General features: G+C 57.1%; 11 protein-coding genes and 1 pseudogene. 3 read left to right on the forward strand and 9 right to left on the reverse strand.

Features of this window, described 5'->3' with window-relative positions:
- The first annotated feature begins 188 nt into the window (after window positions 1-188).
- Window positions 189-374, forward strand: coding sequence for a hypothetical protein (locus tag J2Y41_RS06395; protein ID WP_309927255.1), 186 nt, complete (start codon window positions 189-191; stop codon window positions 372-374).
- A 64-nt stretch (window positions 375-438) separates the two neighbouring features.
- On the opposite strand, the gene J2Y41_RS06400 is transcribed toward J2Y41_RS06395, so the two are convergent.
- From J2Y41_RS06400 to J2Y41_RS06435, 9 genes and pseudogenes are all read right to left on the reverse strand, one after another.
- Window positions 439-732 carry a hypothetical protein gene (locus J2Y41_RS06400; RefSeq protein ID WP_309927257.1) on the reverse strand — a complete coding sequence of 98 codons (294 nt, stop codon included), beginning with the start codon at window positions 730-732 and terminating at the stop codon, window positions 439-441.
- A gap of 42 nt (window positions 733-774) precedes the next feature.
- Window positions 775-984 (reverse strand): hypothetical protein, encoded by a 210-nt coding sequence (locus J2Y41_RS06405; RefSeq protein WP_309927259.1) that lies wholly within the window; start codon window positions 982-984, stop codon window positions 775-777.
- 52 nt (window positions 985-1036) lie between these two features.
- On the reverse strand, window positions 1037-1720 hold the full coding sequence (locus J2Y41_RS06410) for a DUF6308 family protein (RefSeq protein WP_309927260.1): 684 nt from the start codon (window positions 1718-1720) through the stop codon (window positions 1037-1039).
- Window positions 1717-4278 (reverse strand): sigma-70 family RNA polymerase sigma factor, encoded by a 2562-nt coding sequence (locus J2Y41_RS06415; protein WP_309927262.1) that lies wholly within the window; start codon window positions 4276-4278, stop codon window positions 1717-1719. The genes J2Y41_RS06410 and J2Y41_RS06415 overlap by 4 nt, the downstream gene beginning before the upstream one ends.
- 63 nt (window positions 4279-4341) lie before the next feature.
- Window positions 4342-5160 (reverse strand): hypothetical protein, encoded by an 819-nt coding sequence (locus J2Y41_RS23095; RefSeq protein WP_396133480.1) that lies wholly within the window; start codon window positions 5158-5160, stop codon window positions 4342-4344.
- A 600-nt stretch (window positions 5161-5760) separates the two neighbouring features.
- Window positions 5761-6030 (reverse strand): annotated as a pseudogene (locus tag J2Y41_RS23100) (nuclease-related domain-containing protein); the annotation flags it as partial.
- A gap of 4 nt (window positions 6031-6034) precedes the next feature.
- Window positions 6035-9226, reverse strand: coding sequence for a UvrD-helicase domain-containing protein (locus J2Y41_RS06425; protein WP_309927266.1), 3192 nt, complete (start codon window positions 9224-9226; stop codon window positions 6035-6037).
- Complete coding sequence (locus J2Y41_RS06430; RefSeq protein WP_309927268.1) at window positions 9223-11877, reverse strand: PD-(D/E)XK nuclease family protein; 2655 nt, start codon at window positions 11875-11877, stop codon at window positions 9223-9225. Before J2Y41_RS06430 ends, J2Y41_RS06425 begins: the two co-directional genes overlap by 4 nt.
- A 63-nt stretch (window positions 11878-11940) precedes the next feature.
- Window positions 11941-12762, reverse strand: a complete 822-nt coding sequence (locus J2Y41_RS06435; protein ID WP_309927270.1) for a TY-Chap domain-containing protein — start codon at window positions 12760-12762, stop codon at window positions 11941-11943.
- Window positions 12763-12786: 24 nt separating this feature from the next.
- On the opposite strand from J2Y41_RS06435, the gene J2Y41_RS06440 reads away from it, so the two are divergent.
- Both J2Y41_RS06440 and J2Y41_RS06445 read left to right on the forward strand, forming a co-directional pair.
- On the forward strand, window positions 12787-13422 hold the full coding sequence (locus J2Y41_RS06440) for an NrtR DNA-binding winged helix domain-containing protein (RefSeq protein ID WP_309927455.1): 636 nt from the start codon (window positions 12787-12789) through the stop codon (window positions 13420-13422).
- A gap of 71 nt (window positions 13423-13493) precedes the next feature.
- A complete protein-coding gene (locus tag J2Y41_RS06445; protein ID WP_309927271.1) occupies window positions 13494-14696 on the forward strand; it encodes a hypothetical protein in 1203 nt (400 codons plus the stop codon).
- The last annotated feature ends 17 nt before the right edge of the window (window positions 14697-14713 follow it).

A 14713-nucleotide genomic window follows, 5' to 3' on the forward strand; every position in this document is an offset into this window, starting at 1 on the left:
TAAGTTTCAAATAACACGGAGGCATTTGTTACGGAACCCTTGCGGCTAAGCAAACGGCTGACCCAAAAGACCGCGGAAAGTCTCGAGCCGTCGGACTGCTTCCTCCGGAGTGCTCGGGTCCTGTTGAAACCGCTCAGCCGGGTAGTCATGCCAGACCAAGCGCAGCTCTTCATTCCCCAATAATTTTGGTGCAGTCGCCTGCCCTGTGCGCAGACGGCAGCGAAGACGTCGAAGCGCTCGGTTCCGGCGAGCTCCTGTTCCATGGCCAGCCCATAGAACGAGGACAGCTGAACTGTTTTACCGCTACCGCTCTCACCGAATACCGCGATCTGTTGCTCTCGGGCTACGTGTTTTGTTTCATGGGATCAACCTAGGGGACGAGGGGACATGGGCATATTTGCGTCTAAAACTGTCGTGTTCACGTAAGGTTCTCTGCATCTACCGGGCGGGGACAGGCAATTGTTCGATGAAACTTTCCAGTGCTGCCACTTTCTTTTTGAGATCATCTACGTCGGCCTTGTATTTCTCGAGACGTTTCGATCCGCGCTTCGCCAATACGTAGTTAAAGATGGCAGTAAGGATGGCAACAGGAAAGGAAAGGAGCAGCGCCCAACTGGCAATGGCCATGAAATCGAGAGCTACAGGAAGAGCGTCTTTGAACGCCAGAAACTCGTTGACTTCAGTGACAACAGAGTTCAACGCAGAGTCCAGCGGCCCCATGAACTGACCCACGAGTGGCATATCCGCGAGCGAAGGAGCGTTCAACCCCGACTGTTATTGGGAGGACCAGCGAGGATCGGCGTAGTGGTTCAGAACGTAAATGGCGGCTCCTGCGTTCAAGGCAGCGAATCCGACCACGGCGCCCACTGCCGTCCTGTGAAGGCGTCGCGGTTGGAAGATTCCTCCCGCCACTACAAAAACAGCCACTGCTACCCAGATATAGATATGGAACTGTTCGCGACTTACGCCACTTAGTATGTCCATTGTGAATTAATACCCCCTGTGTAAGAATGCTTTTTAGTAAAAGAGTCGCGGTTTAGATCTCGGCGTCATTGACCACTTTCAACCCGACTTCCTTGCCGTGCATCCAGAGCACGACGTCCATGGTGCGGAGATCAGAGATATCACGGTCTACGGAAGACTTCGCACGAATCGTCTTAAGCCGGTCGGGGAGACCTGAACCGTCAGTGAGGACTGAGTGCCAGGCTTTCCACTGGTTGTCGCTGTCCCGGAGGCCCATGAGCGGCCCAACAACGGAGTCATAAATGGGAATGAGACGCGGCCGTTTCCTGGCCATGATCTTGCTGGCCGTGGTGGGACCTATGCCCCAGCGATATGTGTCACTGCCGCGCAGCAGCCTCCAGAGTGCGTTGGCCGGGCTCTGCTGGCCGAGAAAACGGTCATAGTCGTCCGAGGAGACGGCGGCTAGATCCAAGTCTGTAGGTATCTGGTCAAGAAGTTCAGAAACGTCGTTGGCCCGGCTCTCGACGATGCCGATTGCTGCAGGCGCTGGCACCTGCACTGAGAGGAACGAAACAGCAAGGACATCGTCCGCAGTGACGGAATTGGCAACGTTTGGTCGGTCTCCTCCACCCGCCCAATCGTCAAAGCGGCTGCCGGTTTGCGGAACATCATTGCGGTAAAGCTTCGTGTAGTACTTGGTCACGAGCGTCGCAGCGTCGTCGGTGCGATCAGCGGAAAGTATGTCCGGTAAAGTCATTGTTGCTCCGTTTCGGAACTGCTGGGTTCAGCGCCCAAGAGTTCGTTATCCGTAGTTGTGGTGCCATCATAAAAGTGTTCCCGAAGACGCCTACATCGTTCGGGATCTTTCAGGAGCAGCAAGGTCTTAGCTTCAATTTGGCGGATTCGCTCTCGCGAAACTCCGTAAATTTGTCCGATGGCATCCAGTGTCTTTTGTTCGCCGTCGGCAATTCCGAACCGGAAAGCTATCACTCCGGCTTCGCGTTCCGTCAAGGTATCCAGAATCGCATGTACCTCAGCTGTTAACTGTTCGGAGGCTATTATCTCGACAATGTCGGGCGAGCTAGGATCGACCAGCTGGTCGGCAACGCTCTCCGTTCCGCCTCTACCGTCGGGCACTTGGAGGTCCAGAGACAGGACGGACCTCGACACGGCGAGAAGCTGTTCTACTTTCTTGACTGTATTGTCTGAGAGACTCGCGAGCTCCTGAACGCTACGTGCAATTCCCGCGCGGTCCGCTTCCCGCAAGATACCCTGAAGTTTGTTGACCTGCTCCACGATGTGGACTGGAAGTCTGATCAGGCGCGCTTGATCGGCCAAAGCCCGCGTAAGGGATTGGCGAATCCACCAGGTGGCATATGTGGAGAACTTGAAGCCAAGTGAGAAGTCGAACTTGCACACTGCACGATGAAGCCCAATATTTCCTTCCTGAATGAGATCGAGGAAGTCCATGCCCTGTCCTGTGTGGCGCTTTGCTATTGAAACAACAAGACGAAGATTGGCATTGATGAGAGAGTGCATAGCGTTCTCTCCGAGCCGTGCGACTTGGTTCAGTTCGCGGGTTAGCTTCCTGCTGCGCCAAGTGGTTTCTCGCAGGAGCTGCTGGGCGTAGAGACCGGCTTCTATTTCCCGTGCAAGTTCAACTTCTTGCTGTGCCGTGAGCAAATCTGCTTGCGAGGCTCGCTTCAAGTAATCCGCGACGCTGTCGTCGCTGAAACCGGGTATCCCTCCTAGACCGTCAAGCCAACTATCAGGTTGAAGATCGAACTCCGTGGGAGTTTCTGTATCGGGCTCTTTGGGAACTGCGGGCACGGGTAACGCTGTTTCTGCCACGGATCTCTGTGGCTCCGGAACTGTCTGGTCTTCGGCATCAATTTGGGGCGATTCTGGCATCGCCGGGCGGAGGAAATCGTTCAGCTGGTCAAACTCATTTTTGATATCGAAGAACCCGACGCGATGAGCGAACGGAAGGACTTTCCCCAGGAACTCTTCACCCTGAATATCAGGATCTTCTACTGTGTCCTTTGAATAGAGGACAACAAGGCGGCCCACGCGGTTATCGGCCTTCTTTCTGATGACGCGGCCGAGTCGCTGCACCATCTGACGCTGACTTCGGTTGGCTGCGACGATGATGCCGAGGTCCGCTTCAGGGACGTCGATACCTTCATCGAGGAGCCTCGGGGCCGCAAGAATCTGCGAGATTCCGTTTCGGAAGTCATCCATCCCTTGGCGCCGGTCCTCTTTCGCCATTCCACTAAACAGAGCTGATGCCGTGGACCCCAGCGACGTATAAAGTTCTTGGGCGCGCTTCGCAGAATCTTGTGTCTGGGTGAACACGAGAGTGCCGTTTGAGGTATCGACGATTTCCTTAACCGCAGCGAGTGCGTGATATTTCGTCTTTGCATCCGCCAGCAGGGTGAGTCTGGACGCCATAGCCCTCATGTACTTCCGTGCAAGAGTTGCCTCACGGCTTAGAGATTCTGACGCAGCCAATGATGCGACTGTGGCAACAAATTTGTGAAATGGGCGGCGGGGAATATCAGCATACGATTCGAGGTGTCTGGAGGTTTCTGACATGGTTTTTGAGAGGTCATCGTAACTGACCCGTTCGGCAGCAGTCAGCTCCACGGCTACGAGCGCGATGTCGAAGGGAGCAATGACTTTGTCAGTTAGCGCGCGATCGTACCAGAGGTTGTAGATGACCCCGCCAAAGTATGGCGTAAGCAGATTCTCGTGCTCGCCGTCGGCACGTTCGTAAGTTGCTGTCAGACCGAGACGCCACGCATAGCCTTCCTGTAAGGCCCCGGTAAACATTGGGGCGGCGTAGCGATGGCATTCGTCGGCAATTATCAAGCCGGCCTTGTGGCTGCGCAACGTCATTCGATTTGAAGCCGAATGAACGATGGCGACCAGTACATCCACGTCGTCCAAGGTGTCGGCTCGGCCATCGCCAAGGGCACCTCGTCGGGCGGCGGGGAGATCACGCTTGAGGGAGGATAACCACTGGCGCTGGAGTTCAGCGGTGGGCACGAGAATGAGCACCTTGATGCCCTGACGAATCGCTTCAAAAGCTGCGGCAATTCCTACACGAGTTTTGCCGGCCCCAGTTACGGCCTCTACAACGCCGCGGCGGCCGTTGGAGTGCCAGGCTTTAAGGGCCTCTTGCTGCCAGGGATATAGAAACGCGTAGTCATACGACGTTGAAACTGACACTTCGTCAGTCTGGATTGGTCCATTAGTCTGACCTGTCATTTCGTTCGACTTCGCATCGACCAACTCCGGCATTTCATCCCCCATCGGACTATGTGTACTTCATGAATGAAGGCTAGTTGAGGGCTCGGACAATATTGATTACGCAGCTCATCCGGGCACCGCCAGCGAGTAGTCCCAAGCCTCAGCTCGCGCCAGCGAATGCTTCAGTTCCCGTCCGCCCGCTTGTTCCAGGAGCTCCGAGTCGCCCACAACGACCAGCAGGCTCCTTGCGCGGGACAACCCGACGTAAAGTTGTTCGGCGGCTCGTGCCATGTCCTTGAATCCGTTAACACAGAGGACCACGACGGATCGTTCAAGCCCTTTGAAGCCAAGGACGTGGCCGTAAAATTCCGCTTCACCCGCATGGAACTCGCGCCAATATTCATCTGTGGCGCCACGACTGAAGTAGTCCAGATGAACCGGGTGCCTTTCCTTGGTTGTTAGAAGAGCGATCTGGTTGTTTGCCCAACCCTCATCAATAAGTGCGTCTACGCAGTCTCCTGCGACATCAAGGGCCTCTTCGGTGGAGCAGTGGACTCTGCGAACCGGCAATCCGGTACTGCCTCGTGGCGTGAAATGCTCGCCGGCAAACGGTTTGAAGGTTTCGGCGATTTTGCGGGTGTTCCGCAGGTTCTCATCGATGTGGATTGGGACAAAGGTGGCCGTAGGGCCATGGTTGAGGTCGGCCGTGAGCCCGCCCCACCGCTGGTAAACGTCTTGGCGGTCGTCCATGAAGGCATACACCTCGCCTTCGTCTGGGTCCGCGGTGCAGGCCAGCAACGCTTGCCACCATAGAGGCGCGAAGTCTTGGGCTTCGTCGACGATCACTGCATCCAGTCGCTGCTCGGGCTCCATAGTGCCGGCCAGTTTCCGGAGAAGCCTTGGCATCTCTATATCGAAGTAGTCCTGGCCCTTGCCATCAGGCACCCCAAGCTGGCGAACGTACTCGTGAAATTCGCCGGTGAAGATTGGTTTAGCTTGCCGCCACGACGAGACTCGGTCTTGCAGGTATTGCCCTAATCCCTTGTTGTAACAAAAGAGACCGACGCGCTTCCCTTGTTTACTTAACATTCGGGCTTTCTCGACAGCAAGCCACGTCTTCCCACTGCCCGCCCCACCGGTAAAGCGAACGCGGGTAAGGGATCGCGTTGCCTGGAGCAAGACTGCCTGTCGCTCAGTTAGATGGTCTTGGGTGTCCTCGTCTTCCCTTGGACTCACGGGGGCGCCGGTACCGCCATCAAGTGACCCGGCAAGCTGTCGTTCGATACGTTCCATGAACGCGGTTGCCAGTGGTGAGGCACCGCCACCCTCTGTTTCTATGGCCCTCCGGACGAGTTCAGCCGGCGACTCGCATTGTCTGTCGTCCAGAACCAAAGTGCGGGGACACCCGGCCATGCTCCACTGAGTCGGGACGGCGGTGTAAGGAAACGCGACCATGTACGCGAAGCGACTGGTAAGCGGTGTGCCAAGCTGCCGTCCGAGCCAGTTCTTCAAAGCGTGATGGGAACTTTGGGACTGCACCACGGGGCTCTGAATCTTGTGGCTCCCGCTCCTATCTGACTGCAGCCACTGACCATTCTCAACGGTGATTCGGCCACCTTTGACTTCGATCGCGGCCATGCCCACCCCGGGCCAGAGGACCAGGATGTCAATCTCATGCTCTGCCCTGCCATCCCGCAACTGAACGGAGTGGGCCAGCACCGCATCGTCAGGGAGAGTCCGTTTGAGGGCTTCCCACACTGAACGTTCTGCACTCTGGCCCTCAGTAAAATGTGGTTCTTCGGGTATGAATCTCATTTACTTAGCCGTCCGTGGTGGGCTGGGTGGCTTCGGAAACGGGTGCTACTTCATAGATTTGGCCCAAAGCAGGAAGGTGCATGAGCGTGCGGATCACGGGCATCCCGGCGGCCGCCAATGCATCACGGTAGGCTGCCATCTGGCCGAGGTATTTGTCTCGGATATGGCCCTCAGGGTCATTCCCGGGATAGGTCTTGTGATCGATGAGGACGCATCCCTCAGGTCCCTCGAGCAGAAGGTCTATCCACCCTTGCATCACTCTGTTCTCAGTCCGCCATCCAATGGCCGCCTCGCGATAGTATGTCCATCCTGGGTAGGCCGTTGTCAGATACGTTTCGAGCCGGGCACCGGATTCGATCAGCAGCTCTGGACTCACCACATGGCCTATCTTCCATCGCTCGATGATTGTCTCGGCAAGGCGAAGCTGGTCGACTGAGGTAAGCGTGGAGTATTGCGTCCCCAAGTACGCGTGAACGGCGCTTCCCACTGCACCCCACTCTTCAGAACCGCGTTCAGCCAGCCTGGGACCGAGCTCTGTAGCCAGCAGGACCTTCGCGTCATACTCAGAGGATGATTCGGAGCTCGCGGTGAGTCGAGCCGGAGGGTAGACGGGCAGTGGCTGCACGCGAGCTGGGTCTGTGAAATGGGCAACTTTAACGGTCTGGTCGGTCCTGGTTTCTTGCACGTCAAACGAGGTAATCCGGACGGGGAGGGGAGAACTTCCCGCAATGTTCAGCAATCCATCTTCAACCTCTCCTGACCAAGATATGAGCGAGGGGACACCCAACAGGTTGAGGAGCTGTGGCTGATTCGACTTGGCGGTCAGGATGGTGGTTTCTTTGGCACGAGTCATCCCCACGTACATGAGCCGGCTCGTGTTGTTGCGCTCCCGCAGTTCCGCGTCTATGGCGACCTGGCTTGTCTGGCCGGCTGCGTCGAGCGGGGAAGCCTTATAGGGGAACGGACTTGGCCAGAATCGTATCCATCGGTCCTTCAACGGCTGTTTCAGGTCCAGCTCCCCGTCCTGTTCAACGGCAGTGCCGAAAGCGGCGAAGCGGACGTCCTTATCCAGGGCTTCCATTACGACCACGGGCCATTCCAATCCTTTGGCCTTGTGATACGTCATGACATTGACGACGTCGGAGCCCGCGTTCTCCGATGATTGGTGTTTATCGGAAGCGAAAAATGTCAGGAAGCCGCGCAGTGTTCCGGGCGCCCGGAGTGCCCTGCAGTGCTCATAGTAATCTTCAATTGTGCCTCTCATGGCGTCGAGATTCCGGAGACGGGTTTCGGGAGACGTCCAAGACTTTATGTGATTTGTCAGCCCGACGGCGCCGATGACGGCCTCAAAAATCTCAAGTGGCGTTGCTGTGCTAGCGAGGTCACGGACCGGGGTCAAAGCACGTACCTGAGGCTGCTGGGCCCAGCTGGTGTGGACAGTTTTAGGCTCGACGGCGGACAGCAGCTCCCGCTGCCAGGTTCCATTGGAGGGGTGGCCAGGATGCAACGCCACCAACTCGGTGAGCGCAATGGTGTCTTGATCATCAGCAACATATGCCATGGCTGCGCGAGCAAGCTGAACCTCACGGGCTTCATTGAGCTTGCGCGGATTTCGTGTTGCCCGAATGCCCAAACCGTCCAGTGCGGCGGAGATGGCGTCAACGTCCTCGTTTGAGCGCGTCAGAACGGCAATGTCGCCGGGCTTCACGTGGCTACGACGGTTAAGGAGGTCGCCTACCCCGGCAGCTGTGGCCAGAAGCCGGTCGCCGTCGTTCTTCTGTGGACGGACCCACGCTTCCAAGCTTCCCTTTGGCCAGTCCTTATGTGCTTCCGGCATATCGAGCCGAACTGATGCAGCGGGCATCCCTATGGTTCCGAAAACAGGCTCAAAGACAGCGTTGGACAATGCGATGACAGACGAGCACGATCTCCAGGATTCTGAAAGCTGGCGCTTGTTCTTCACCTGGTTCACAACGGTTTGCATAAGGTCAGGGTCTGTTCCACGGAACTCGTAGATCGCTTGCTTGGGATCGCCGACCCATACGGCTTCTTTGACCAAACCGCTCAGTTGAAGGAAAAGCTCAAGCTGGAGGGGACTCGTATCCTGGAACTCATCCACTACCAGAAACCTGATCCTTTGCGAGAGGGAAGAGCGAAACACATCGCTGGTGCGTGCCAAATCGAGGACGAGGGTCTCTTGATCGACGAAGTCCATCAAGCCATGGAGGCGCTTGAAATCAGCGTAGGTTTCCAGGCATTCTGCCGCGCAGGCAAATATCCTACGAATGTACTGTTCAATGTCCGAGTGAAATGCCGGGTTGGACAATAGTCCTTCGTATATCCGCGTCCGGAGATCCCGGAAGATTTGAGCTATTGGCGCAGCGGGTTTCGATGCTACGAAACCCCGCCATATCTCCCACGGAGTTTCGTCCGGCGTCGTTGCGGAGTCAATTTTCTGGATGACCTTCGGATACTGTTCGACGAACACCCCAGTAGTGGTCTTTGCTTGCCTGCCGGCGGCGTCGAGTCCTGTCTTGGCCAGTTCCTCCAGCTCAGCTCGCCCTGCGCGCATATCGCTCAGCCAAACGGGACGTTCATCCTCGGCGGGATCATCGAGGAGCTCGCGGATGCCTGCCCACGATCTGTCTGCACAGGCTGCCAAGTCACTTGAGCGGAGCAGGTTGGTTCTGGCCGCGTCGACAATTGACCGGACGGTATCCTGCCAAGTTTGCGAGTTATAAGGCGAGTCTTCGTCGGTTCCCATTCGGCGGGCAATCGGCAGAATCCCCGCCGCATGGTTGGCCAGGACGGAATCGACAGCAAGGTGAAAGATGCCCCTGAGCTGTTCTTCAGGGATGACCTCAAGTGCTGGAGATAGGCCAGCGTCTATGGCGTACTCCTGCAGTAGTTGACCACAGACACTGTTAACCGTGCCAATAAGACTTGCTGGAAGCTGTTGAGCGGCAAGCTGTAGTGAGCGCGCATGCGAACCGTCGGCAGCGCCAGCCTGTTCCAATAGCCGAGCACTGATTCGTTCCTGGAGTTCACCAGCGGCCTTCTTAGTGAAAGTTGTGGCCATGATCTGGGTTGCCGTCAGTCCGGACTGGATGCGATCCGTGATCTCTGAGGTCAGGTGGTACGTCTTGCCTGTGCCAGCGCTTGCCGAAACCATCGTCACATTGTCGAGGGTGGTCATGAAAAGTCGCCTTTCAACCCGCATAGCACTCCCAATTCACAGAAACGGCAGGGTGGCTTGATGTAATGAAGGCCTCTGTCCCGCCATGCGCTTTCGCGGCTGGGCTCACCCTCGGCACGGTTGTCATCGGCTACCTGAGTTGCTGTGATGCGGCCGTTGACCACTTCGTCAATGCTGAATTCGAGAGCCTTCTTAGCGCTGTCCCAGAGCGCCGTCGGCTGCACTGCCCTTGGAAGCGATGAGCCGAAATGGGAGTCCGCAGAGACATATGATCCCTGCTTGAGCATGTAGTAGGCACTGGGATCGTCAATGGTGTCTGCACCCTCGTTCAGCGCCCACTGGTAGAGCGCAAGCTGTAATGCGGTGCCATCAGCTACTTCCTCGCGCCGGTACTTCGCGTTGTTGGACCACTTCAGATCGATGACAACTTGGCGCCCATCCCCGTCGATGCCGACGACGTCGGCACGTCCGCGAACTGATACCCGGTATTCGCTATGTGAACCGACAAGTTCAAGATCTTTCTCGAAGGCCTGCTCGACCTCCTGAAGGGTGACACCGCCCTTCGACAGTTGTCTGAAGAAGGTGTGAAGCGACTCAATCAGGATTCCGACAATCGCTTCACAACGGCGCTGCTGGCCAGGTAGCAACAGCTCTGCCGCATACTGGGGCAGGACTGTACGAATGCAACGGTGGATTTCGTCCCTTTCGGGAATGGCCCTGTTTTCGGCTCTGAGCTGGTGGTGGAGAACCTCCACCACCCTGTGAGAGAAGATGCCGAGCAACGTGTTGTCAGCGGGAATTAGGGCAGCGTCGGTGGAGTGCACATTCGACTTCTTCTCCAGCACCCAAGCGAAAGAACAACCGAGCAGCTTTGTAAGCTGCGAGAAGGACAACTGGTCTGGCCTCAGCGACGGGTTTGCTCCGACGTCGTAAATTGCAGCCGGGGGAGTGGGCACCAGCTGTGGAGCGGCTACGAGCTGAGCCGAGCGGCGGGCAAAATGCCAGAGCCCATCAGCGGTGACGAGTTGGTCCGGCGTGGATCTCAGCTCACTGACACGCTCCGTCAGCGGCTTGGCGGCGTCTTCTGGATTTGTGGTGGGCTGTGCGGAAACAAGAGCTTCCAGCAATCCCTGTCCCTCCATTCGTGCACCGTGTGCCTGTTCGACCTCGATAAGCACGAGGTTTTTACAGTGGGTAGCAGATGCCAAGGACTGCTGGATGGCAAGAGCAGCCGCGTCCTCTGGCGGAGGCAGCCTGATTCCGACCTTCTCGAGTGTCGCTACATCATGGGCTTCCCACCGTCGCCCGGAGCTGACGCTTGCATTCTTGAAACCCCACCACAGAACATCATCGACGTCGTCCGAAAGCTCGCTGAGGTGAGCCAACCGCATCCATGGGCTCGCTTCCTGGGCGACGATGGAGCTCGATTTCGGTGTTATGACCGAACTGACGATTCGTCTCACGTCACGCCGCGATACTTCCGGGACGGAAGACAGAAGTCCAATGATCTGCTGAAGCTGTTCCGCAGTCGCTTGGAGCTCAGGCTTTACCTTTGAAAGGCGACGAAGCCGTGCAAATAACCATGCCGCCTTTTCCACAAGGACGGCTCCGGGTGCCATATCCCCGTCAATGAGGCACGAATTGAACAGCTGGTCGAGATCGGAGGCCCACGAAGGACCCAGATCTTCGTCATCCGCAATCTTCTTCAGGGCCTCACGCCACACCTCGCTGCCGACGCCGGGAGCATTCTTCAGCGCTTCAAGCAGATGCCCGGCCGCCCGCCGTTTCACCGGCGTCCCAGGCAGAGCGAGGAACTCCGCGAGCAGTCGGACGTTGATTGGACCCCAAATCACCTCGAAAAACAGGGGGATGATTTGGTCGTTGGCACGCCAACTGGAGCTTGCCCCGACACCCAAACGCGGAAGCCTTCTATCAGCCAAGTGGTGGTCGAGGACAGACGTGTGGTCTGAGCACACAACTGCAGTTTTCGTATTGTCGCCGCAAGCCAACCAGCGAGCGACGTTTTCCGCGGCTTCCCACTCGGTTTCCGCCGTCAATACGTGAAGCTGTGGTTGTGGGCCACTCACCGCTTTCTCACTGACCAGAATTCCCCGGCCTCTGAGAAGCATAAAGATGTCCTGCCAGATTTTCGGAAAGCTGGATTCAGCATGTTGAAGAATGACGTGGTCGATCCCCAAGGGCAGCGGTGACAGCAGCGCAGCTGGCAAGTCCCGGATGTCATCGGCCAAAGCTGGAGAAAGATCTCCGCTTGCGGCTTCGACGGCGGCTAATGTTTGCAACAGCGGGGATACGTTGGCTCCGGGCATGGCGTCCACGGGGAGAACTCCGGACCACCCATTGCTCACGGCGTCGTCGCGGGCCGCCAGAAGTTCTGAAGCTGTGGACCACGGGTCAACCGCAAGTGAGCTGTGGAACCATTTGTCTTTGGAATCGATGGACAGCAGACGTTGCAAGTATTGCCCCACACGATCAGCGTGAGTGGTGTCCGGCCGCGTGAGTCCGAGCCTTGTCAAGAGAAGGTTGGTGAAACCCTTGCGCCCAACTCGAACCCGGTTCAGTCCTGGATTGCTGAATGCCCACGGCGCACGGTCCAAGAACCAGCCGAACTCGACGATCAATGTTGCCCCCATTTTGCTTGTTTGGTTGTTGTATCACGCTTTTGGGTGTCCGGCCTGGTTCGTCCACCTAGTGGGCTAACTGTCCTGAGACACGTGCCAATCGGCATCTGAACGGATCGTCTGCCAGTTGATCTCGCCAGGTGTACTTAATCCGAAACCCTCTCGAAGCGCTGCGAGGATTTCATGACCAGCGTCCATCTGATCTCCGAGGTTGTTTAACAGGTTGGGCGTTGTGCAGTCCGATGACCGCCAACCGCGCCGAACCAAACTTTCCTTGTCGAATATCAACTCGCCTGGGAACGAATATGCCGGCCTGATCTCGCACAGTAAGTCGCCACTGATGCTGCGCGCCTGAGCTTGGAGAGGCGGATCTGCCAAGGTCGCCTTCCCGGATTCGATCATCAGAGCCCAACCTTCGGGCAAGTCAGCCAAAGCCTCATTGAGCTCTTCTCCAAGGGACGCCCATTTCTGCTCCAAGCGGTTTTCAGCACGGAATTGGTTCGAGAGACTGCGGATCTCATCATCATCGGTGAAGTACGCAGCTGAGATGACTTCTTCCCACGTATTGAAATGCCTCCTCATCTCGATGGGAGAAGGTCGCTCACGTCCCGCCGCTGCCTCGTTGATCACCCAAGTGTCGTAGGTGGAAACGTCTTTAGGAAAGAACGGCGATTCGTGATCCGAGCAGGTTTCCTTGAAGTCTTTAGCCGCTGCGTAGAAATCCGCGGCTTCAAACCTTGCTGCAGCCCCGTTGATGCTGAGGCCTACCGCGCGAAGGGTTTGTTCCCACGAGCCTTTACCTACCCGGCATCGAAGATTCCGGGCGGAATAGGGCCACGTCGTGCTGAGCTCAGCTGGTGAATCCAGTACTTGCAGAGCATCGCCGTAAGCCGTCATGGAAGGACCATTGACCTTGTCGGCTTGGACTATCCGAGACCCTCAGTTGCCGTAGATGCGGCGGTCCTTACCGTGTCGAAGGGCGCGCTTAGTGTGCTGTTGGTTCAGCGTGCAAGCGGTGATAGGGCGGGGGAGTGGGCGCTCCCTGGGACCTTCCTCAGAGAGCGCGAGCGTCTCTCCGACGCGGTGCTGCGTTGTCTTCGCGAGAAAGCCGGGATCACGGGCCGTGTGCCTCAACAGCTTCACGTCTTCGACGATCCGGATCGTGACGACCGCGGCTGGGTCCTCTCAGTTGCGCACGTCGACATGGTGCCGCTTGCTGCGCTTGAGTCTGCGTTGGCGTCCGACGGCCTCAGGCTGGCTTCGATATCGGCGGAACCGGACTTTGTGGCACGGTTGCCTTACGGCCACGCTGACATCGTGGCGAACGCCGTGGAAAGGATGCGCCTTGCGTACGCTGAGGCGCCGGATCCGGGGGCCCTTCTCGAGGAGCCGTTCACGCTCAAGGACTTGCGGGATCTCCACGAAGCGGTAGCCGGTGAAACGCTCATGAGGGATACGTTCCGGCGATTCATGGAGCCGAAGCTGGTAGGAACGGGAAAGATGTCGGATGGAACGCGAGGTAGGCCTTCGCGGTTGTGGGTGCGGATGAAGTCTTGAATCGAAGTAACCTGCGTATTCGCTGATCCTTTCCTTCCATACGCACACGAACGCCAGACTGGAGAACGCAGATGACGGACCTTGCCTTCGAGGCGCGTGTCGCCTTGAAAGTGGCTTTGCTGAAGCCAGAAGATGTCGCCACCCTACGAGCCCTCGTTGAGGGACTGCCGGCTGTGATCAACCAAGCCGGAGGACATGCTTCAAGTCCGGCGACCTTTGCTTTTCTGGGCAAGCTTGAGCGCTATATGCGTGAAACCATGTCGCTAGGCAATATGCCCAAAATCTCTTCGGAGGAATGGGTAGTCCTGCGTCGGGAGCCAGCGCCGAATGCGGCTCTGGTCCTGCGCGGTCTGTCCGCTATTACTCAAACGACTTTGAGTATAGTTCCGATAAGTTCCGAGGCAATGAACTTTCTCGGGTCCCTGTTGAAACGCCTGCAGAATATTGTCAACTCAATCCATGCGCCAAGGCACACGAACGACTTCGGGTGGCAGTGGAATGATTTCGATGCGGGGTGGGCGTCAGGTCTGACCAATTCAGAATATGACTTGTCTTCTGTGCTTAGGGCTGTAGCCCGGCCACACGGAGATTGGCTTCCCCCGCTTAATCCCATCGGTTCAGGGATCCTTCCACCCTTCATCACTTATTGGTTCTCGCTATCGGCGGTCGTACTCGGCCACCTTGCGTGGTCGGACCCTGTCCGGGGTGTGACGACGTGGGTAAATCTTGGAATGCCAGAAGATGGCGCTGTCCTGACAGCTGTTAGGCGGCTCTTCGGAAGCGATTCCGCGGCGCTCATCCTGAATCACAATCTATCGGGAATGGCGGAGCTAATGGGAGGCTCTCAAGGTCTCCCATCTAAGCATGACCTCTTATATGAATTGCGCCAAACCTTCGTTGGCGATGCCGCGGTTGATCCACGGGTCCAAGAAAATGACAGCTGGGCAGCAATGCTCTTGGGAGGCACGGATTCGCTTCATCTTCGGCTGCATCTGGAACAGATGCTTGTGCATCCCAGACCGCAATGCCCGAACATCACTTATGCTCGCGAAGCCGGTTCGAAGATTCCTGCGCATCTGCACCTACCTTCCAGCTACGGCTGGTACGAAGCGTTGACACGAGCGGCCGTCGGTTTGCCTGAGCGCGCCGACGGCCGCTCCTGGCGAGTTGACGTGACCACCGAAGACGTTGGGTTCATAGGCAGGTTCCGCATGTCTCGTGTAACCGGTCGATGGTTCTCGGGCAAGCATTCCTCCCATATGTTGGGCAACTAAAGGCTGAAGACTTGTAA

It is taken from the genome of Arthrobacter sp. 1088, from assembly GCF_031455315.1.
GTDB lineage: Bacteria > Actinomycetota > Actinomycetes > Actinomycetales > Micrococcaceae > Arthrobacter.